At 75.8% G+C, this 19,735-nt stretch carries 16 protein-coding genes and 1 pseudogene; 7 read left to right on the top strand and 10 right to left on the bottom strand.

What is annotated here, in order from left to right; translation table 11 throughout:
- Nucleotides 1–10 precede the first annotated feature (10 nt).
- The 5 genes from IAG43_RS04000 to IAG43_RS34345 form a co-directional block, all read right to left on the bottom strand.
- On the bottom strand, nt 11–1,276 hold the full coding sequence (locus IAG43_RS04000) for a cytochrome P450 (RefSeq protein WP_187739373.1): 1,266 nt from the start codon (nt 1,274–1,276) through the stop codon (nt 11–13).
- Nucleotides 1,273–1,890 carry a GTP-binding protein gene (locus tag IAG43_RS03995; RefSeq protein WP_187739372.1) on the bottom strand — a complete coding sequence of 206 codons (618 nt, stop codon included), beginning with the start codon at nt 1,888–1,890 and terminating at the stop codon, nt 1,273–1,275. The genes IAG43_RS04000 and IAG43_RS03995 overlap by 4 nt, the downstream gene beginning before the upstream one ends.
- Entirely contained in the window at nt 1,871–2,233 is a 363-nt protein-coding gene (locus tag IAG43_RS03990) for a DUF742 domain-containing protein (RefSeq protein ID WP_187739371.1), read from the bottom strand. Before IAG43_RS03990 ends, IAG43_RS03995 begins: the two co-directional genes overlap by 20 nt.
- Nucleotides 2,230–2,649 (bottom strand): roadblock/LC7 domain-containing protein, encoded by a 420-nt coding sequence (locus tag IAG43_RS03985; RefSeq protein WP_187739370.1) that lies wholly within the window; start codon nt 2,647–2,649, stop codon nt 2,230–2,232. Before IAG43_RS03985 ends, IAG43_RS03990 begins: the two co-directional genes overlap by 4 nt.
- Nucleotides 2,650–2,773: 124 nt before the next feature.
- Nucleotides 2,774–5,332, bottom strand: a complete 2,559-nt coding sequence (locus tag IAG43_RS34345; protein WP_425508568.1) for an ATP-binding protein — start codon at nt 5,330–5,332, stop codon at nt 2,774–2,776.
- A 527-nt stretch (nt 5,333–5,859) separates the two neighbouring features.
- Between IAG43_RS34345 and IAG43_RS03975 the strand changes: the two genes are divergently transcribed.
- Together IAG43_RS03975 and IAG43_RS03970 are read left to right on the top strand one after the other, a co-directional pair.
- Complete coding sequence (locus IAG43_RS03975) at nt 5,860–6,597, top strand: acyltransferase (RefSeq protein ID WP_187739369.1); 738 nt, start codon at nt 5,860–5,862, stop codon at nt 6,595–6,597.
- A gap of 117 nt (nt 6,598–6,714) precedes the next feature.
- On the top strand, nt 6,715–7,269 hold the full coding sequence (locus IAG43_RS03970; protein ID WP_187739368.1) for a YbaK/EbsC family protein: 555 nt from the start codon (nt 6,715–6,717) through the stop codon (nt 7,267–7,269).
- Between the two features lie 31 nt (nt 7,270–7,300).
- Here the strand turns inward: IAG43_RS03970 and IAG43_RS03965 are convergent, their stop codons facing one another.
- Nucleotides 7,301–7,708, bottom strand: coding sequence for a CoA-binding protein (locus IAG43_RS03965; protein ID WP_187739367.1), 408 nt, complete (start codon nt 7,706–7,708; stop codon nt 7,301–7,303).
- Nucleotides 7,709–7,955: 247 nt separating this feature from the next.
- On the opposite strand from IAG43_RS03965, the gene IAG43_RS03960 reads away from it, so the two are divergent.
- The 3 genes from IAG43_RS03960 to IAG43_RS03950 all read left to right on the top strand — a co-directional run bounded on the left by IAG43_RS03960 (nt 7,956) and on the right by IAG43_RS03950 (nt 13,168).
- Entirely contained in the window at nt 7,956–8,582 is a 627-nt protein-coding gene (locus tag IAG43_RS03960; RefSeq protein ID WP_187739366.1) for a YigZ family protein, read from the top strand.
- A gap of 243 nt (nt 8,583–8,825) precedes the next feature.
- Nucleotides 8,826–9,992: an exonuclease SbcCD subunit D gene (locus tag IAG43_RS03955; protein ID WP_187739365.1), complete on the top strand. Its 1,167-nt coding sequence runs from the start codon at nt 8,826–8,828 to the stop codon at nt 9,990–9,992.
- Nucleotides 9,989–13,168, top strand: a complete 3,180-nt coding sequence (locus IAG43_RS03950) for an AAA family ATPase (RefSeq protein WP_187739364.1) — start codon at nt 9,989–9,991, stop codon at nt 13,166–13,168. The genes IAG43_RS03955 and IAG43_RS03950 overlap by 4 nt, the downstream gene beginning before the upstream one ends.
- Nucleotides 13,169–13,271: 103 nt before the next feature.
- Here IAG43_RS03950 and IAG43_RS03945 read toward each other — a convergent pair whose 3' ends face one another.
- Nucleotides 13,272–13,718 (bottom strand): Lrp/AsnC family transcriptional regulator, encoded by a 447-nt coding sequence (locus IAG43_RS03945; RefSeq protein ID WP_187739363.1) that lies wholly within the window; start codon nt 13,716–13,718, stop codon nt 13,272–13,274.
- Nucleotides 13,719–14,031: 313 nt separating this feature from the next.
- Between IAG43_RS03945 and IAG43_RS03940 the strand changes: the two are divergent.
- Nucleotides 14,032–14,493, top strand: a pseudogene (locus tag IAG43_RS03940) (rhodanese-like domain-containing protein); the annotation flags it as partial.
- Between the two features lie 58 nt (nt 14,494–14,551).
- Here IAG43_RS03940 and IAG43_RS03935 read toward each other — a convergent pair.
- Together IAG43_RS03935 and IAG43_RS03930 are read right to left on the bottom strand one after the other, a co-directional pair.
- The gene (locus IAG43_RS03935; protein ID WP_187739362.1) at nt 14,552–16,231 is read right to left on the bottom strand and encodes a DUF885 domain-containing protein; all 1,680 of its coding nucleotides are present in this window, start codon (nt 16,229–16,231) and stop codon (nt 14,552–14,554) included.
- Nucleotides 16,232–16,269: 38 nt separating this feature from the next.
- The gene (locus IAG43_RS03930) at nt 16,270–16,770 is read right to left on the bottom strand and encodes an Lrp/AsnC family transcriptional regulator (protein ID WP_187739361.1); all 501 of its coding nucleotides are present in this window, start codon (nt 16,768–16,770) and stop codon (nt 16,270–16,272) included.
- A gap of 59 nt (nt 16,771–16,829) precedes the next feature.
- On the opposite strand from IAG43_RS03930, the gene IAG43_RS03925 reads away from it, so the two are divergent.
- Nucleotides 16,830–18,026, top strand: a complete 1,197-nt coding sequence (locus IAG43_RS03925) for a trans-sulfuration enzyme family protein (protein ID WP_187739360.1) — start codon at nt 16,830–16,832, stop codon at nt 18,024–18,026.
- Nucleotides 18,027–18,223: 197 nt separating this feature from the next.
- Here IAG43_RS03925 and IAG43_RS03920 read toward each other — a convergent pair whose 3' ends face one another.
- The gene (locus IAG43_RS03920; protein ID WP_187739359.1) at nt 18,224–19,597 is read right to left on the bottom strand and encodes a GNAT family N-acetyltransferase; all 1,374 of its coding nucleotides are present in this window, start codon (nt 19,595–19,597) and stop codon (nt 18,224–18,226) included.
- Between the last annotated feature and the right edge of the window lie 138 nt (nt 19,598–19,735).

Here is a 19,735-nt window from a genome sequence, read left to right as displayed (position 1 = left end):
CCGCAGGCGCCTACTGCACCACGGGCGAGAAGCGCACCGGAAGCGCGGTGAGCCCGCGCATCCACACCGACGGCCGCCAGCTCAGCTCCTCCGGCTCCACGGCGAGCACCACGTCCGGCAGCCGTTCCAGCAGCGTCTCGACCGCCGTACGGGCGATCACGTCCGCGAGCAGCGGCGCCGGATAGGGGCAGCGGTGCTCGCCGTTGCCGAACGACAGGTGCGCCGAGTTCTCCTCGCCGGCGTGGCCCTCGGGCCAGATCTGCGGATCGGTGTTGGCGGCGGCGAGGCCCAGCACGACCATGTCGCCCGCCCGGATGCGCCGTCCGCCGAGCGTCGTGTCCCGCGCCGCGAACCGGCCGATGAAGTTCTGCGTCGGGGTGTCCAGCCACAGCACCTCGCCGAGCGCCTGGCCGACGCTGAGCCGTCCGCCCGAGACGTTGAGCGCGAACCGGTCGTCGGTCAGCAGCAGCCGCAGGGTGTTGCCGATCCAGTTCGCCGTGGGCTGCTGCGCCGCGGCGATCACCGAGACCAGGTCCTGGACGATCTCCTCCTCCGTCAGCCCGGCCGGGTGCCTCAGCATCCGCGAGGTGACGTCGGGCCCGGGGGCGGTCCGCTTCTCGTCCACCAGCCGCCGGATCCGCTCCTGCACCCTCCCGTAGGCCGCGACCGGGTCGTCGCCCGGTCCGGCGTCCAGCGAGATCCGCAGGTCGCGGACGAGGTCCTCGGTATCCGCGCCGCCCGCGGGCATCCCGCACATCTGCACCGCCGCCCGCATCGGCAGCGCGTGGACGTACGCCGACATCAGCTCCGCGCGGCCGCTGCCCGCGAACGCGTCGATCAGCGGGCCGGCGATCCCGCGGCACCGCTGCGCGAGCTCGAACTGGTCGATCACCTCCAGCGCCTCGGTGATGACGCCCGCCCGCATCTGGTGGGCGGCGCCCTCGGTGAACAGCACCGAGGGCTGGTGTCCGACGAACGGCAGCAGCGGCCAGTCCGCCGGCACCGTGTCCCACTGGTTCCACCGCCGGGAGTCCCGGGCGAAGAGGTCGTCGTGCGCCGTGACATAGCTGACCTCGGCGTAGCCGAGCACCAGCCAGGCCGGCACGTCGCCGTCCAGCAGCACCGGTGCCACCGCCCCGTGCCTCCGTCGCAGCCCGCGGTACAGCTCGGCGGGCGACTGCTGGAACTCCGTGCCGCTGAGCCGGACCGCGCCCTCGTACGCCGGGCAGGCGGCGGGGGGAACGGTCGGCGACGACAGTCCCGTGGTGTCGTTCATGGTCTGCTCTCCCGGGCCGTGGCCAGTGCGTGGAGGTGGTCGACGAGTGTGATGAGGACGTGCTTGCCGGAGTGGCGCAGCCGGGCGTCGCACTCCACCAGGGGCACGTCGGGGGCCAGGGACAGCGCCTGGCGGATCTCGGCGAGGGAGAAGGAGGCGAGGTCGTCGTCGAAGCGGTTGACGGCCACCACGAACGGCGTCCGGTGGTGTTCCAGCCGGTCGATCGCGTACCAGGAGTCGCTCATGCGCCGGGTGTCGACGAGGACCACCGCGCCGAGCGTGCCGGTGAACAGCCGGTCCCACAGGAACCAGAACCGCTCCTGCCCCGGAGCGCCGAACAGGTAGAGGACCATGCGGTCGTTGAGGCTGATCCGGCCGAAGTCGAACGCCACGGTGGTGCTGGTCTTCTTCGTGCGCACCGGCCCCGTCTCGTCGACGCCGACGCCCGCCTGGGTCATCACCTCCTCCGTGTTCAGGGGCCGGATCTCGCTCACGGAGCGGACCAGCGTGGTCTTGCCGACGCCGAAGCCGCCCACCACGACGATCTTCAGGCCGGTCTCGGCCGCCCGGTCGAGCGGTTTGCGGGCGGGCAGCTCAGAGGTTGCGGAGTCCAACGAGAACCTCCTTCAGGAGGGCGGAGTCGGGCAGCGGGAAGGAGCCACCGGCGGGCGGGGGCGGATGGCGTGCGGTGACGCGTCCGGTGGCGAGCAGGTCGCCCAGCAGGATGCGTACGACGGTCACCGGCATGCCGAGGTCGGCGGAGAGCTCGACCACCGCCGTCGGCGTGCGGCAGAGCCGCAGGATCCTGATGTGCTCCGAGGGCATGCCGGCCGAGGGCGCGCACTCGGCGACGATCAGGGTGACCAGGTCGAACGAGTCGTCCACGGCCCGGCTGCGGCCGCCGGTGACGGTGTAGAGCCGCTCCGGCACGCCGACGTCGACGGGACGGCGGGTCATGAGAGAGGGGTCTCCTGGGCGGGCAGCCGCGGCTCGGCGCGCAGACGGTCGCCGATCTGCTCGACGAGCTCGGTCATCCGGTGGCCGATCATGCCCGGGTCGGCGTCCCCCTCGGCGACCACGGCGAGATGGGCACCCGCCCCGGCCTCCACGATGAAGAGCAGACCGCCGTGGAACTCCGTCATCGAATGCCGCACGCCGCCCGTCCCGTCGCCGAACTCCACGGACGCGCCCTGGGCCAGGGCCTGGATGCCGGAGCAGATCGCGGCCAGCTGGTCGGCCTGGTCGAGTGTCAGATGGCGGGTCCAGCACAGCTTCAGTCCGTCCCGCGACAGCACGAGCCCGTGCCGCGTCCCCGGGGTCGTGTCGAGCAGGCCTTCCAGAAGCCAGGTGAGGCTGTTGTCGGTCGTCTGCATGGTGTACGCCGGGCGGCACGGCTCCCGCTCTGCGGGCCGCCGCCCGTGCCTCCTGTCTCACGGTGTCGTACTGCGGGAGAGATGCCGGTCGTCCGGGGCGCGCGGAAAGGTCCGCGCACCCCGGTCAGGGGCCGCCCTGCGGGTCGTGCGGGGTCCGCGGCTCGGGCAGCGGGCGGGGCGCGTCCGGGGCGGACGCGGCCGGTCCGGCGTACGGCCCGGACGGGGCAGCGGACTCCGGCGGCGGCTGCCCGGCGGAGCCGTCGGGGAGGTACGTCCCCGCTGCGGGCGTCGCGTCGTAGGCGCCCGCGGTGCCGCCCGCGCCGAGGGAGCGCCGCCGGCCGCCGACCGAGCGCGCGAAGGCTTCGAACCCGGAACCGGCGTCCCTGACGGGCGCGGTACGCGCCGGAGGCGAGGCGTCGCCCCGGCCACGGTCCGCGGCGGCCATGGTGCGCCCCGGGGGCCGTACGGGCAGACCGCCCGCCGTGGCGACACCGCGTACGGGGGCCTGGGCCGGGAACGGCGCCGGGGAGTACGGCTCCGGTACGAGGGGCGCCGCCGGCGCCCCCGCGGGTGCGGCGGACCCGGCGGCCGCACCGGACACCGCCGGGCCCGCCGCGGTCACGGTGAAGCCTTCCGTCCCGTTCGGGTGGGCGGGGGTGACGGTGTAGCCCTCGGTGCCGTGCGCGTCCGCGGGGGTGACGGTGAAGCCGCCGGTGCCGTTCGGGTCGGTGGGGGTGACGGTGTAGCCCCCGGTGCCGTCCGCCTCCGCCGGAGTGACGGTGTAACCGGTCGCGTCCGGGGCGGGGGTGACGGTGAAGGGCGCCGTGTGGTCGGGGCGGGCGTACGCGGCGGTCCGGCCGTCCGTGCCGTGCGCCGCGGCCGGGGTGAGGGCGTACCCGTCCGTGCCGTGCGCTGCGGCCGGCGGCGTGGTGAAGGCGCCCCCGGCCGCCGCCGGGTGCGCGTCGTGCGGAGCCCGTCTGAAGCTCTCCGCGCCCGGCGCGCCGGAGCCGGCGTGCGCGCCGGGCGCGTCCGCCCAGGACCCCTGCCCGAGGAGCGTGTCGCCCACCGCGGACGCCCCCCAGGCGTCCGTACCGGGGTGCGCCGGTTCCACGAGGGGCGGGTGCGCCGGTTCCACGAGGGGCCCGGCCCAGGCGGCCGCTCCCGCCGCCGTGGGGTCACCGAGGTCCACCGGGTGCGCGGCGGCGAAGCCGCCCTGCCCGCCCTGCGTCCCGTCGCCGGCGGCCCAGGAGGCGGCATCGGCCGGGGCCGGATACCCGCCCGGTTCCCGCGCCCCGGGGACCGGTCCGCCGGACGGGGACGTGCCCGACCCGGTGGCCGTCGGCGCGGCCGGGGCGGAGGAGGCCGGGAGCGGGCGGGCCAGGTCCTCGTCCTCCTCGTCCCGCGGCTTGGCCAGCAGTTGCGAGGGGAAGAGCACGACCACGCCGGTCCCGCCGCGCGACGACGGCCGGAAGCTGACGCTCATCCCGTACTTGGCGGCCAGCCGCCCCACCACGGTGAGCCCGAGCCGGGTGCCCTGGAGGTGCGCCAGGTCGGTGACCCGGCCCGACACCGCCTCCTCGGCCCGGCGCAGCGCCGCGCCCGCCATCTTCAGGCCGCTGTCCTCGATCGTGACCACGATCCCGGCGGTGCGCTCCTCCACGTACACGTGGACCTCGTCGACGGGGGGCGAGAAGGTGGCCGCGTTGTCCATCAGCTCGGCGAGCAGGTGCATCACGCCCTCGGCGGCGAAGCCGACGACGGCCGCGGTGCTGGACGAGTGCAGCCGCACCCGCCGGTAGGCGGCGATCCGGCCCACGGCGCCGCGCAGGATGCTCTCCATCGGGATCGGCCGGTTCCACGCCCGGCTCGCCCGGCCGCCCATCAGCAGGGCGAGCCGGTCGGTCAGCAGTCCGAGCTGCGCCGTGTTGTGGTCCAGGCGCAGCAGGTCCCCGAACACCTCCTCGCCGTAACGGTCCTGCATCTCGCGCAGGTCGGCGAGCATGGACACCGCCTTGGCCTGGACGCGGCTGAGGGCCTTGGCGCTCGCCTCCTGCGCAGCCGCGGCGCGGCGCTCGCCGAGCGCCAGTTCGCGCACGGCCGAGTCGGCGAGCACCCGCAGCCGCGGGTCGGCGGGGAGTTCGAGCTCGCCGAGCACGGTCTCGGCCGACGCGCCCCGGCGCAGATGGGCCACCGCCGTGGGCAGCGTCACCGAGGTGAGGCGGTCGACCCCGTCGGCCGCCAGGGCCAACTGCCGGACCGCCCGCGCCGCGTTGGCCGCCGAACCCCGGGCGCGCTGTTCCGACGCCCCCGTCTCCATGCCGAACGCGTGCAGTACACGCCGCAGTTGGGGGTCCTTGGGCGGTGTCGCCGAGGCGAGCGCCTCCTCGGGGGCCTCGCCGTCCCGCAACTGCTTGACCAGGGACGGGAGCGTCACGTTCACCAGGTGGGAGGCCTCGGCCGTCAGTCCGTCGGAGCGCGAGCGGACCGTCCGCAGCTCGCCGCCCGCGGCGTCGGCCGCGGCCCGCTCGCGGCGCAGCGCCAGCGTCGCGGTGACCGCGGCGGCGGCCAGGCAGAGCCAGGCGGCGCAGGCGGTCGCCGCGACCCACGGGCCGGCCGCGTCCGGGGCGGCGAGGGTCACGGCGGCGCCGGCGACGGCGGCAGCGGCCAGGGCGGCGGAGGGCACCGCGACGGGTGGCGGCCGATGCGCGCGGCCTCTGCGGGGCTGGGATGAGGCTGAGACTGACATTCCGCGATCCCTCGCTGCTCGAATGCGGCACGTACACGCTGTGGGGGGCGGCCGATCGGCGCACTTGCGGCCGTCCGCATGTCACGGACCCCACCGCGGTGGGGAGTTGACGCGATCACCAACGGTGATCAACCGTGTTCATGCGGTGCTCATGCTAGTCACGGGCGTCTCAGGCGACGCCCGAAGCACGGGCACTGTCCACAGAACGGTGGAGTTGCGCCGGAAGTCGCGCGCGGGGGCGCGTGGACGTGATAGGTGCGCGCCCCGTGAGGAGGGGAGGAGCGGGGAACGCGCGCTCCGCGAGGGGAGGCGCGCAGCCGGACGTGCGCCCCCTCGGGGAGGTGCGGACGTGCGCGGCGCGCCCCCGGGCGGGGGGTGGGCGGCGTGCGCCCGGGGCGGCGCTGGGGTGAACGTCACAGCCCCGTCCGCCGGTCGGCCGGGCGGTGGCCGACTACCGTGAGCGGGTGCCCACGAACCGCGACACCTCCTCCAGCTTCGGCGTCCGGCGCCGCCGCGTCCTCACGCGCGTCGTCCACCGCGGCTGGCGCTGGGTGCAGGAGGCGGGTTCGGTCACCGCCGAGCACCCCGGGCGCCTGCGGTTCCGGAGCATCGGGGACGGCACCCGGCTCGCGTTCCCGCAGGGGACCGTCTTCGGCGAGCGCTGGATCGAGCTCGGCGGCCACTGCATCATCGCGGAGCAGGTGACGCTCACCGCCGGGATGATGCCCGGCCTGGATCTCGGCCCCGACCCGATCCTGACCCTGGGCGACGGGGTCGTCCTCGGACGCGGCAGCCACGTGATCGCCGACACCCGTGTGACCATCGGCTCGGACACGTACTGCGGCCCGTACGTCTACATCACGTCCACGAACCACAGTTACGACGACCCGGGGCAGCCGGTCGGCAAGCAGTGGCCGCGCGCCGAACCGGTCGAGATCGGCCCGGGCTGCTGGCTCGGCACGGGCGCGGTGATTCTTCCCGGGGCGCGGCTCGGCCGCAACGTGGTCGTCGCGGCGGGCGCCGTCGTGCGGGGCGAGGTCCCCGACCACGCCGTCGTCGCGGGCGCGCCAGCGAGGATCGTCCGCAGCTGGGACGAGACCGAGGGCTGGCAGCCGCCGCTGCGGACACCGGCGCCCGTGCCGGTCCCCGAAGGCGTCACGCCCGAACAGCTGCTGGCGCTCGCCGACCTGGACGAGGTCTGAGCCGACAGCCGACAGCCGACAGCCGACAGCCGGCAGGACGGCGGCCGGTCCGGGGCCGTCCGTCCGAGTCGCGGACGGACGGCACCCGTGACGCGCGGCGCTGTTAGCGTGCGCCGGATGCGCGCACCCATCGGGTCCTTCGACCACGCCACGCCGGCCCCCGCATGCCTCGACGTCCTGATCCGGCCGGTCGCCGCGGCGGTCCGCGACTGGCAGGGGCAGGTCCCCGCCGACCAGTTGCTGTACGTCGACACCGACCCCGGACTCGCCGACACGGCGGTCTTCACCGAGCACTACGGCCTCGAACTCCTGGACACGTCCGCGAACTGCGTCGTCGTGGCGGGCACGCGCGGCGGCGAGACCACCACCGCCGCGTGCGTCGTCCTCTCCCGTTCCCGGGTCGACGTCAACGGCGAGGTCCGCCGCCGTCTCGGCGCGCGCAAGGTCAGGTTCGCGACCCTGGAGGCGGCGACCGGCGGCACCGGCATGGAGTACGGCGGGATCACACCGATCGGGCTGCCGGCCGACTGGCAGCTGCTGGTCGACGCGGCGGTCGTGGACACCGAGTGGGTCCTGGTCGGCAGCGGCCGCAGGCGCGGCAAGCTGATCGTGCCCGGCAAGGCGTTCGCCGGCCTGCCCGGCGCGGTGGTCGTCGACGGGCTGGGCGTCTGACGCCCGGTGGCCGGCGGCCGCCGCGCGGGGCTCAGCCCAGCCGGGGAATCTCGATCGCCGGGCAGCGGTCCATCACCATGTCGAGACCGGCCTGGCGGGTGCGGGCGTACGCCTCCGGGTCGACCACGCCGAGCTGGAACCAGACGGCCTTCGCACCTGCCGCGACCGCCTCGTCCGCCACCTGCCCGGCCAGGCCGGAGTTGACGAAGACGTCCACCACGTCGACGGGGAACGGGACGTCCGCGAGCGACGCGTAGCCCTGCTCCCCGTGGACCGTCTCGGCCTTCGGGTGCACGGGCACCACCCGCTTGCCGAAGCGCTGGAGGACCTGCGCCACGCCGTACGCGGCGCGCGACCGGTTGTCCGACAGGCCCACCACCGCCCAGGTGTCGCCGGTGCCGGTGAGGATGCGGCGGATCGTCTCGTCGTCTGCGTACATGCCCCGGACAACCCGCCCCCGGCGCCCCGCATTCCCGCGTACCCGCCACGGAGGCGGCGCCCGCCTCCTCCGCCGCGCCGCCCCCGGCCCGCCCTGTCCCGCCGCCCCCGGCCCGCCCTGTCCCGCCGCCCCGGGCCCGCCCCGTCGACCGCCCCGCCCCCGGGGCCGCCCCGTCCGCCGCGCTGCCCCCGGCGCCCCTCGTTCCCCCGCGACCGGACCGTGCCGGACGCCCGCATAGGGTGGCGGGATGCAGGACCAGTACCGGACGGTCGCCCGCGAGGGCGTCCACGAGACCGAGATCAACCGCTCGCGCTTCCTCTGCTCGCTCGCGCCCGCGGCCACCGAGGAGGAGGCCCAGGCGTTCGTCGCCCGCGTCCGCGCGCAGCACCCGGCGGCCACGCACAACTGCTTCGCCTACGTCGTCGGCGCGGACGCCGCCGTGCAGAAGGCGAGCGACGACGGCGAGCCCGGCGGCACGGCCGGTGTGCCGATGCTCCAGATGCTCCTGCGGCGCGAGGTCCGGTACACGGCGGCCGTCGTCACCCGCTACTACGGCGGGGTGAAGCTCGGCGCGGGCGGACTCATCCGCGCCTACGGGGGAGCGGTCGGCGAGGCCCTGGACGCCCTCGGCACCGTGGTCCGCACCCGGTTCCGGATCGTCCACGTCACCGTCGACCACCAGCGGGCCGGCAAGGTCGAGAACGACCTGAGGGCCACCGGCCGCGACGTGCGCCGGGTCACCTACGCCGACGAGGTCGCCATCGAGGTGGGACTGCCCGACGCCGACGTGGACGCGTTCCGGGCGTGGCTCGCCGACGCCACGGTCGGCACGGCCCGGCTGGAGATCGGCGGCGAGGCGTACGGCGATGCCTGACCGGCGCCGCTCCCGTCCCCCGGCCCCGTCCGCCGCCCTCCGGCGCGCACGGACCGGGCCGCCCGCGCCCGGACCCGGCCGGCCCGGAGCGTTCCGGCTCCCGCGCGGGCGCGCCGCGCTGCCCGCGCGCGCCTCCGGCGCGGCGCCGGACGACCGGGTCCGGCACCGCGGCCGCCCCGGCGGCCGGACGTCCCGCCCCGAACCCGCCCGCACTGTCCGACCCCGCGGATACGCTCACCGATCATGAGACTCCTGCACACGTCGGACTGGCACCTGGGGCGCTCGCTGCACCGGGTGAGCATGCTCGACGCCCAGGCCGCCTTCCTCGACCACCTGGTGGCCGCGGTCCGCGAGCACGAGGTCGACGCCGTCCTCGTCTCCGGCGACGTGTACGACCGCGCCGTCCCGCCGCTCGCCGCCGTCGAGCTCTTCGACGACGCGCTCCACCGTCTCGCCGCCGCGGGCGTCCCCACGGTGATGATCTCCGGCAACCACGACTCCGCGCGCCGCCTCGGCGTCGGTGCGGGCCTGATCGAGCGGGCCGGCATCCACCTGCGCACCGACCCGGCCGGCTGTGCCGCGCCCGTGCTGCTCGCCGACGCCCACGGGCCCGTCGCCTGCTACGGCCTGCCCTACCTCGAACCGGCCCTGGTGCGGGAGCGGCTCGGCGCCGAACGCACCGCGCACGAGGCGGTGCTGGCCGCCGCCATGCGGTCCGTGCGCGAGGACCTCGCCGGCCGGGAGGCGGGCACCCGCTCCGTGGTCCTCGCCCACGCCTTCGTCGCCGGCGGGCAGGAGAGCGACAGCGAACGCGACATCACCGTCGGCGGAGTCGCCGCCGTCCCCGCCGGCGTCTTCGACGGCGTCGACTACGTGGCCCTCGGCCATCTCCACGGCGCCCAGACCGTCACCGACCGCATCCGCTACTCGGGCTCCCCGCTCGCGTACTCCTTCTCCGAGGCGGCGCACCGCAAGACCATGTGGCTCGTCGACCTGGACGCCCGGGGGGAGGTGACGGCCGAACGGATCGACTGCCCCGTGCCGCGGCCGCTCGCCCGGCTGCACGGCACGCTCGGCGAACTGCTCGACGACCCCCGGCACGCCCGTCACGAGGCGTCGTTCGTCGAGGCCACGCTCACCGACGCGGTGCGCCCCGCGGACCCGATGCCCCGCCTCGCCGCACGCTTCCCGCACGTCCTCAGCCTCGTCTTCGCCCCGGAGCGGGCCCCCGAGGACACCGCGGACTCCTACGCGCGGCGCCTGCGGGGCCGGTCCGACCAGCAGATCGCGGAGGACTTCGTGGCTCACGTCCGCGGCGGCAGCGGACCGGACGGCGACGAAAGCGCCGTGCTGCACGGGGCGTTCGACGACGTCCGGGTGGACGCCGGGGTCCGCGAGGTGGCCGGATGAGGCTGCACCGGATGAGCGTCACGGCCTTCGGGCCGTTCGGCGGCACCCAGGAGATCGACTTCGACACCCTGTCCAAGGCCGGGCTCTTCCTGCTCCACGGACAGACCGGAGCCGGCAAGACCTCCGTGCTGGACGCCGTCTGCTTCGCCCTCTACGGCGCCGTGCCCGGCGCCCGCCAGAGCCCCGGCACCTCCCTGCGCAGCGATCACGCCGAGGCCGGCACACCCACCGGGGTGACCCTCGAACTCACCCTGGGCGAGCGCCGTCTGGAGATCACCCGCAACCCCGCCCAGCCCCGGCCCAAGGCACGCGGCACCGGATTCGTCACCGAACGCGCCCGCAGCCGGCTGCGCGAGTGGGACACGGCCGCGGGCCGGTGGGATGCGCTGAGCACCTCCCACCAGGAGATCGGCGAGGAGATCACCCAGCTCATCGGCATGAGCAGGGAGCAGTTCTGCCAGGTGGTCCTGCTTCCCCAGGGGGACTTCGCCCGCTTCCTGCGCGCCGACGCCGAGGCCCGCGGCCGTCTGCTCGGCCGCCTCTTCGACACCCGCCGCTTCGCCGCCGTCGAGGAACGCCTCGCCGATCTGCGCCGCGCGGCGGAGGCCGAGGTGCGGTCGGGGGACGAGCGGCTGCTCGCGCTCGCCCACCGGATGGCGCAGGCCGCGGCGGGCGCCGCCGGCGACTGGCCCGCCCCCGACCACCGGCCCGGCGACCCCGGGACCGCCGGGGTCGTGCTCCAGTGGGCGGCCGTCGCCCGCTCCGGGGCGCGCGAGGCGTACGAGGTCGCCGAGGCCCGCGCCGCAGCCGCCGCCGAGCGGTACGCGGCCGCCCGCGCCGCACTCGACGAGGTCCGCGAACTCGCCCGCCTCCAGCGTCGGTACGCCGAGACCCGCCGCCGCTCTGACGCCCTGGAGGAGGCACGGCCCCGCCACGACGCCCTGGCCGCCGACGCGGACCGGGCCGGGCGCGCCGACCGGGTGCTGCCCGCCCTGCGGCTGCGCGACGAGGCCGCCCGTGCCCACGAGGCCGCCCTCGCCTCCCGCGAGCGGGCCCGGGCCCAGCTGCCGCCGGACCTGGCCGGGGCGGACGCCGAGCGGCTCACCGGGCGGGAGCACACCCTGCGGCGGGAGCTGGGGGCGCTGGAGTCCGCCCGCCGGGCGGAGCAACGCAGCGCCGAGATCACCCGCGAGCGCGCCGGTCTGGACCGCGAGGCGCGCGCCGACGAGGACGCCCTCCACGAGGCGTCCGCCTGGCTGGCCGGCTGGGAGGGCCGGCGCGCCCGCCACATCGAGCTCATCGGCGCCGCGCAGGAGGCCGCGACCCGCGCCGAGCACCTGGCGGGCCGCCTCGCGGGCGCCCGCGACCGGCTGGCGGCCGCCTGCGAGCGCGACGAACTCGCCGCCCGCGCCGAGCGTGACGAGGCGGGGCTCCGCACCCTGCACACCGAGGTGAACGCGGCACGGGCGCACTGGCTGGACCTGAAGGAGCGGCGGCTGCAGGGCATCGCCGCCGAGCTCGCGGCCGCGCTGGTGCCCGGCGAGCCGTGCGCGGTCTGCGGTTCGGCCGAACACCCCGTCCCCGCACGGGCGGAGGCCGGCCATGTGGACCGTGCCACCGAGGACGCGGCGTACGAGGCGAGCGTGCGGGCCGAGCGGACCCGCGCCGACGCCGAGCGCGATCTGGCCGTCATCCGCGAGTCCCACGCGGCCGCCGCCCTGCGCGCACGCGCACCGGGCGCGGCGGCACCGGCACGGGAGCGCACCTCGCACGCGGCCGTCGCCGCCCCGGCGCCCGGGGGCGGGCCGGAGCAGGCCGCCGCGCCCGGTGCGCGTGGCGCGTCCGGCGGCGCGGGCACGCAGGGCGGCGGGGTGCCGGGCCCCCGCGGGGCCGACTCCGGACCCGCCGCCGCCGACCTGCGCGCGGCGGTCGCCGAACTGGAGCAGCGCCACGCCGAGGCGTACGCCACCGCCGCCGGGGTGCACGCCGAGCAGGAGGCCCTGGAACGGGGCGAGCGGGAGCACGCCGAACGGCTGGAGGCCCGCCGGCGGGCGGAGCGGTCGATCGCCGCACGTCTCTCGCGGCGCGAGGCGATCGACCGGGAGCAGGCCGCCGCCGAGGCCGAACTCGTCCGTGCGCGCGGCGGATCGGCGAGCGTCGCGGAGCACGCCGCACGCCTGGAACGCCGCGTCGCCCTGCTCGCCGCTGCCGCCGAGGCCCTGCGGCAGGTCGACGCGGCGGAGCAGCGGCTGGAAGAGTCCGGGGAGCGGCTCGCCGAAGCCGCCCGCGACGCCGGTTTCGCGTCGCCCACCGAGGCGGCCGGGGCCGTGCTCGGCGAGCGGGCACGCCGCGAGGCCGAGGCCGCTGTGGAGTCCTGGCGCACGGAGGCGGCCGCGGTGGCCGAGCGGCTGGCCGAGGAGGACGCCCGCGCGGCCGCCGCCCTCCCCGGGGCCGTGCCCGAGACCGCCGAGGCGTCCGCGGCGGCCGCAGAAGCCCGGACGCGGGACGCGGCCGCGCGGCTCGCCGGGGCCAGGGAGCGCTGCGCCGCGCTGGACCGGCTGTCGGCCGACGCGCTGCGCGAGGTACGCGGTCTCGCGCCGGTGCGCGAGCGCTACGACCGGGTGGCCCGGCTGGCCGGCCTCACGGCCGGCACGTCGGCGGAGAACGAGCGCAGGATGCGTCTGGAGTCCTATGTGCTGGCCGCCCGGCTGGAGCAGGTGGCCGCGGCCGCCACCGTGCGGCTCCAGCGGATGTCGTCGGGCCGCTACACCCTGGTGCACTCCGACGCCCGCGCGGGCGGACGGCGTGCCGGTCTCGGACTGCACGTGGTCGACGCCTGGACGGGCCGGGAGCGCGACACGGCGACCCTCTCCGGCGGGGAGACGTTCTTCGCCTCGCTGGCACTGGCGCTCGGTCTCGCCGACGTGGTGACCGACGAGGCGGGCGGCACCCGGCTGGACACCCTCTTCGTGGACGAGGGCTTCGGCAGCCTCGACGAGCAGACGCTGGACGAGGTGCTCGACGTCCTCGACTCGTTGCGCGAACGGGACCGCAGCGTGGGCATCGTCAGCCATGTCGGGGACCTGCGGCGCCGGATCCCCGTCCAGCTGGAGGTCGTCAAGGAGCGCTCCGGGTCGGCGGTGCGCCTGCGGACGGGCGATCTGCCCGGCGACTGACGGGACGGGGGCCGGAGGCCCGGAGGCCCCGCCGGGGCCGCCCGCCTCCGGCCCGCGAGGTCCGGCGGCCCGGAGGCCCGGGAAGCCCGGAAGCCCGCGGAGTTCAGCGGCTGATCGCCCGGCTCGGCAGTGGGGAGGAGTACACCACGCTGGTGGTCACCGAGCCGAGGCCGCCGATCTTGCCGGAGACCTCCTCCAGGTGCCGCATCGAGCGCGCGGTGACCTTCAGCACGAAGCAGTCGTCGCCCGTGACGTGGTGCGCCTCCACGATCTCGGGCGTCGTGTCCAGCAGGTCGTGGAACGGCTTGTAGTTGCCGGTCGGGTACCGCAGGCGCACCAGCGCCAGGATCGGCAGCCCGAGCCGCTCCGGGTCGACCACGGCCGTGTAGCCCTTGATGACACCGGCCTCCTCCAGCCGGCGCACGCGCTCCGTGACGGCGCTCGCCGACATGGAGACCGCCTTGGCCAGTTCGGTGAAGCTCGCCCTGCCCTGGGCCTGGAGGGCGCCGAGGATGCGCCAGTCCGTGGCGTCCGGTGAATATCCGCTCATGGCGCATGAATAGCAGGGGATTCCCCGGCTCATCAAGGCGGAGCCCGGGGAAAGTCTCTTCACCGGCCGCGTGGGCGGCCGTAGATTTCCGGCCATGGACACCACCCAGCACAGCACCCAGGACTCCACCCAGCACACCTCTCGGCACAGCACCCGGGACACCGCGCACCACGCCGGACAGCACACCGCGCACCACGTCGCCCCGGACACCGCACAGCAGACCGCCCCGCTCCGCGCCGCGCCCGGCGCCGCGCCCCGCACCGCGCCGGACGCCACGCGGCACACCGGCCCGCACACCGCTCCGAGCGCCCCCGCGGCCAATGCCGTCCTCCGCGTCCCGCCCGCCCCGCCCGCCGCGGCGGTCGCGTACTTCGGCGCGAGTCTCGCCTTCCACGCCGACGTCTCCGATGTCGCCGCCGCGCTCTCCTCGGGCGGCGACCCGGGCTTCGTCGTGCTCGACTCCCGCTCGACCGAGTCCTGGGACCAGGGCCATGTGCCCGGCGCGGTCCACCTGCCGACGGCGCTCGTCGCCGAGCAGGCGGAGCGGTTGCTGGACCGGTCGGTGCCGGTCGTGACCTACTGCTGGGGCCCAGGCTGCAACGGAGCCACCCGGGCGGCCCTCGCGCTCGCCGGACTCGGCTTCCAGGTCAAGGAGATGCTCGGCGGCTTCGAGTACTGGGTGCGCGAGGGCTTCGCCTACGAGACCTGGGAGGGCACCCGCCGCCGCGAGGCCGACCCCCTGACCGCGCCCGTCGACGGCGACTGCGGCTGCTGACGCCGCGGCGGCACGCCCGTCCGGCACCGGACGGGAGCACCGCCGCGGGCGTCCGCGGTCAGAGCCGGGACAGTTCCTCGACCAGGTCGTCCAGGCCCAGCGGCCCCTGCGACAGGGCTGCCATGTGCCACGCCTTGGCGTCGAACGAGTCCCCGTGGGCGCGGCGGGCGTTCTCCCGGCCGAGCAGCCAGGCCCGCTCGCCCAGCTTGTAGCCGATCGCCTGGGCCGGCATGGACAGGTAGCGGGTCAGCTCGCTCTCCACGAAGTCGGCGGGGCGTCCGCTGTGGCTGCCGAAGAACTCCTGCGCCAGCTCGGGCGTCCAGCGCTCCCCGGGGTGGAAGGGGGAGTCGGCGGGGATCTCCAGTTCCAGGTGCATGCCGATGTCGATGATGACGCGGCAGGCGCGCATCATCTGCGCGTCCAGGTAGCCGAGCCGGCGCTCGGGGTCCGGGAGGTGGCCGAGTTCGTCCATGAGCCGCTCGGCGTACAGCGCCCAGCCCTCGCAGTTGGCGCTCACCGTGCCCACCGTGGCCTGGTAGCGGGAGAGCTGGTCGGCGACGTGCGCCCACTGCGCGAGCTGGAGGTGGTGACCCGGCACCCCCTCGTGGTACCACGTCGAGACCAGGTCGTACACCGGGAAGCGGGTCTCGCCCATGGTCGGCAGCCAGGTCCTGCCGGGACGCGAGAAGTCCTCCGAGGGGCTGGTGTAGTACGGCGCCGCGGCGCTGCCCGGCGGGGCGATGCAGGACTCCACCCGCCGCACCCGCTCGGCGAGTTCGAAGTGGGTGCCGTCCAGGGCGTCGATCGCCTCGTCCATCAGTCTCTGCAGCCACTCGCGGACCTCGTCGACGCCCTCGATGTGCGTCCCGTGGTCGTCGAGGTGGGCCAGCGCCTCCCAGGGGCCGGCGCCCGGCAGGATCCGGTCCGCCTCCGTCCGCATCTCGGCCAGCAGCCGGTGGTATTCGCTCCAGCCGTACGCGTAGGCCTCGTCCAGGTCCAGATCGGTGCCGTTGAAGTAGCGGACCCAGCGGGCGTAGCGCTCCCGGCCCACCGTGTCCGGCGCGCCCTCGATCGCGGGCGCGTACACGTCCCGCACCCAGTCCCGCAGGTCCACCAGCGCCTGCGTCGCGGTCCGTGCCGCCACGTCCAGTTCGACGCGGAGCGAGGCGGGGCCCGAGGAGACGAACTCCTCGAACCAGCTGTGCCCGCCGCCGATCCACTCCGTCATCTGCCCGACGAAGGTGGCCGTCGCCCGGGGCCCGCCGTACAGCTTCCGTTCGAGACCGAGGGCGAGGGAGGCCCGGTACCCCTCCAGCGCCCGCGGCACCGCGCGCAGCCGCTCGGCGACGGCCGACCACTCCTCGGCGGTCCCGGTCGGCATCAGGGTGAAGACCTGGCGCACGGAGTGCGCGGGCGAGCGCAGGTTGCTCACGGTGCGCAGGTCCTCGTCCGCGTCGCGGACGGCGAGCTGTGCGGTGAGCCGCTCGCGCAGGAGCCGGGCGCAGCGGCGTTCGGCCTCCGCGTCGGCGCCGGGCCTGGTCTCGGCCTCGCCGAGCAGGGCGAGGGTCCGGCGGGCGAGCGCGGCCGACTCCTGCTGGCCGGCGGGGGAGAAGTCCGGGAGGAGGCGGTTGCTCTTCTCGACCCCCAGATACGTCCCGGTGATCGGATCGAGCTCGACGAGTGCGTCGACGTAGGCGTCGGCGACCTGGCGCGGCAGTGCGCTGCTGGAAGCTGGCATGGGCTCATCCTGGTACGGGAAGGGCCCCCGCGTCATCATCATCCGCCCTCGGACGCCTGACGGCCCGATGCCGGCGGGAGCAGCGGACCGCACTCCCACTGCTGGAAGATGAGGCGCGTCTCGACCCGGGCGACCTCCCGCTGCGAGGTGAACTCGTCGAGAACCAGGCGCTGGAGATCGGCCATGTCGGTCACGGCGACGTGCACCAGGTAGTCGTCGGGACCGGTGAGGTGGAACAGGGCGAGCGACTCGGGCAGTGCTCTGATGCGCTCGACGAAGGGGCCGATCAGCTCCCGCCGGTGCGGACGCACCTGCACCATCAGCAGTGCCTGGAGACCGCGGCCGAGGCGGGCGGGGTCGAGGGCGAGCCGGTGTCCGGTGATCACCCCGGAGCGCCGCAGCCGCGTGACGCGGTCGAGGCAGGTGGACGGCGCCACGCCGACCTCCGCCGCCAGCTCGCGGTAGGTCGTCCGGGCGTCGTTCTGCAGGAGGCGGAGGATATGGAGGTCCACCGGATCCAGTGCGACGGATTCGGCCATGCGCCGAACGTAGCACGGGAGCTCGACGCTACCTTCCGGTAGATGTTCACCATGCCGCCATGGAGAACGCAGCTTCGGCCGTACCCGCACCCAGGGCGCTGGCCACCGACGCCGTGCACGCAGGACGCGAGGACCTCGCGGAACTGGGCCTGCACGCCCCGCCGCTCGACTTTTCCACCACCTACCCCTCGTACGACGCCGCCGGAGAAGCGGCGCGGATCGACGCGTTCGCCGAGACGGGCGCGCGGCTGGAGGGCCCGCCGGTCTACGCCCGGCTGGACAACCCCACCACCGCCCGCTTCGAGACGGCCCTCGCCACCCTGGAGGGCACCGAGGCGGCCGTGGCCTTCGCCAGCGGGATGGCGGCGCTGACCGCGGTCCTGCTGGCGCGGGCGAGCAGCACCGGCCTGCGGCACGTCGTGGCCGTCCGGCCGTTGTACGGGTGCAGCGACCATCTGCTGAACGCGGGACTGCTCGGCACCGAGGTCACCTGGACCGACCCGGCGGGCATCGCCGACGCGCTGCGTCCCGACACCGGTCTCGTCATGGTGGAGACGCCCGCCAACCCCACCCTCGCCGAGGTCGACCTGCGGGCCGTGCGCCACGCCTGCGGCTCCGTGCCGCTCCTCGTCGACAACACCTTCGCGACGCCGGTGCTCCAGCGGCCCGTCGAGCACGGCGCCCGGCTGGTGCTGCACAGCGCCACCAAGTACCTGGGCGGTCACGGCGACGTGATGGGCGGTGTGGTGGCCTGCGACGAGGAGTTCGCGCGCACCCTGCGCCAGGTGCGCTTCGCGACCGGCGGAGTGCTCCACCCGCTGGCCGGCTACCTCCTGCTGCGCGGCCTGTCCACGCTGCCGGTCCGGGTCCGGGCGGCCTCGACGACGGCCGCCGACCTCGCACGCCGGCTGGCCGCCGACCCGCGGATCGCCCGGGTGCACTACCCGTCGGTCGGCGGGGCGATGGTCGCCTTCGAGACGTACGGCGACCCGCGCGCGGTGATCGCCGGTGTCCGGCTGATCACCCCCGCGGTCAGCCTCGGCAGCGTCGACACGCTCATCCAGCACCCCGCGTCCATCAGCCACCGCATCGTCGCGGAGGGGGACCGGCGCTCGGCCGGGGTGAGCGACCGGCTGCTGAGGATGTCCGTGGGCCTCGAGGACGTCGAGGACCTCTGGCGGGACCTGACCCAGGCCCTGGGCGGCGGGCCGCTGCGCGCCGTGGACGCCGAGGTCCCGGCCGTGCTCGCCCCCTGACACGGGGCGCCGCCCTCCGGCCCGTGGCGGGAGGGCGGCGCGTGGCGGTGAGCGGTGCGGCCGCCGGCCGCCGGTGCGTGCCGCGCGGGCGGCGCCGCCGTGGCCGGCCGCGTGCCGTCCGCGGCCCCTCCGGGTCTCCGTGCCGACGGGGGACGGCACGGAGACCCGGGTCCGGGGCAGGCGCCCCGGCAGGTGTCTCAGTGCTCGGCCTGCTCGAAGCGCGCGGCCGGGCGGCGGCCCTGCGCCGCGTCCAGGCGGGCCGTGACGACCAGGGTTCCCTCCTCGATCTGGTAGTCCAGCGGCAGCCCCAGCCCCCGCATGGCCGCGACCATGCCGGTGTTGGACGACTGCGTCACCGCGTAGACGCTGTCGCAGCCGGCCTCCCCGGCCATGGCGACCAGACGCCGCAGCAGTTCGGAGCCGATGCCGCGGCGCTGCCAGTCGTCCTCCACCAGCAGGGCGACCTCGGTCTCGTCGCCGTCCCAGAGCAGGTGGCCGAGCGCGACCAGGCGGCCCGAGGCGGTCTGCACGGCGAGCGTGCGCCCGTGGCGCGGGCCGAGCAGGTGGTTGAGGTAGCGGTCCGCGTCGCCGACGGGGCCGTGGTAGCGCAGCGACAGCGTCCGGTCGGAGCAGCGCTCGTGCATGGCGACCGCCTGCGCCACATCGTCCTGGTCGGCGCGGCGGACGGTGATCTCGTTGCCCTCGGGCAGGGTGAGCACGTCCTGGCTGCGCGGGACGCGCGGGCCCAGCCGTGCGTCCAGTTCCACCAGGGCCCGTGCGCGGGCGAACTCGGTCGGGGTGAACGGCAGGTACGGCCGCTCGACGGTGATCGTGCCGCCGCCCGGGTCGCGCAGCCGCATCACGGTCTCCTCCAGGACGCCCTCCACCGGGGGCAGCGGACCCGTGGAGCGCCCGCCGAGGGTCTGCGCGGGGCGCGAGCGGATGGTGCAGCGCCCGAGCAGCTGCCGCAGCGCCAGCGGGAGTTCGGCGGCGTCGAGCGCGGTGCGGGTGGCGAGACCCAGCACCCGGGTCGGCGTGTCGACCAGGTCGTGGGCGTCGGCCCGCTCGGTCCAGGTGCTGGTGCCGCCCGCCGCGGCGACCTCGCGGGTGAGCCGCTGCGCGTCGAGCCCGGCCGGGGCGCGCAGCAGGAACTCGTCGACCGTGCCGTGCGCGAGGGGGTGCGTCTGGAGCGTCAGGATGTCCACGTCGAGGGCGGCGAGTGCCGAGCACAGGGCCGCCAGGCTGCCCGGCGCGTCCTCGACGGTCGTCCGCATCCGCCACAGGACCGTCTCGCGCGGCGTGCCGTCACCGTCCGCCCCGGCGCCCGGCACGGCCGGTTCCGGTGGGGGCGCATGGCTGTGGCGCCGTGCCCACCATGTGTGGAACGCGGCCGTGGCGACCAGCGTCACGGCGGCGACGACGAGCAGGACGGGGCCGTCGGGTCCGTGCACCACCAGCTTGGCGACGGCGTCGGCGACCACCACGGCGGTGAACATGGCGGCCAGTTCGACGAGGTCGCGCCGCCAGTGGTGCGGGCGGCGGACACTCTTCGCAGAAGTCACATCAGTCATGTCCTCACTGTGACCGAACGGTGTTGCGTGATCACGAACGCTTTGTGACTGGTGGGTTAAGTGCGGATCGAGGGCGATATCGTCTTGTTCTGACCGTTTTTGGCGAGGAGTGATCGGTGCCGGGCCGCGGTCCGGTCA

The sequence above is a fragment of the Streptomyces genisteinicus genome (assembly GCF_014489615.1).
Classification (GTDB): domain Bacteria; phylum Actinomycetota; class Actinomycetes; order Streptomycetales; family Streptomycetaceae; genus Streptomyces; species Streptomyces genisteinicus.
This window is presented reverse-complemented; position numbering and strand designations above follow the sequence as displayed.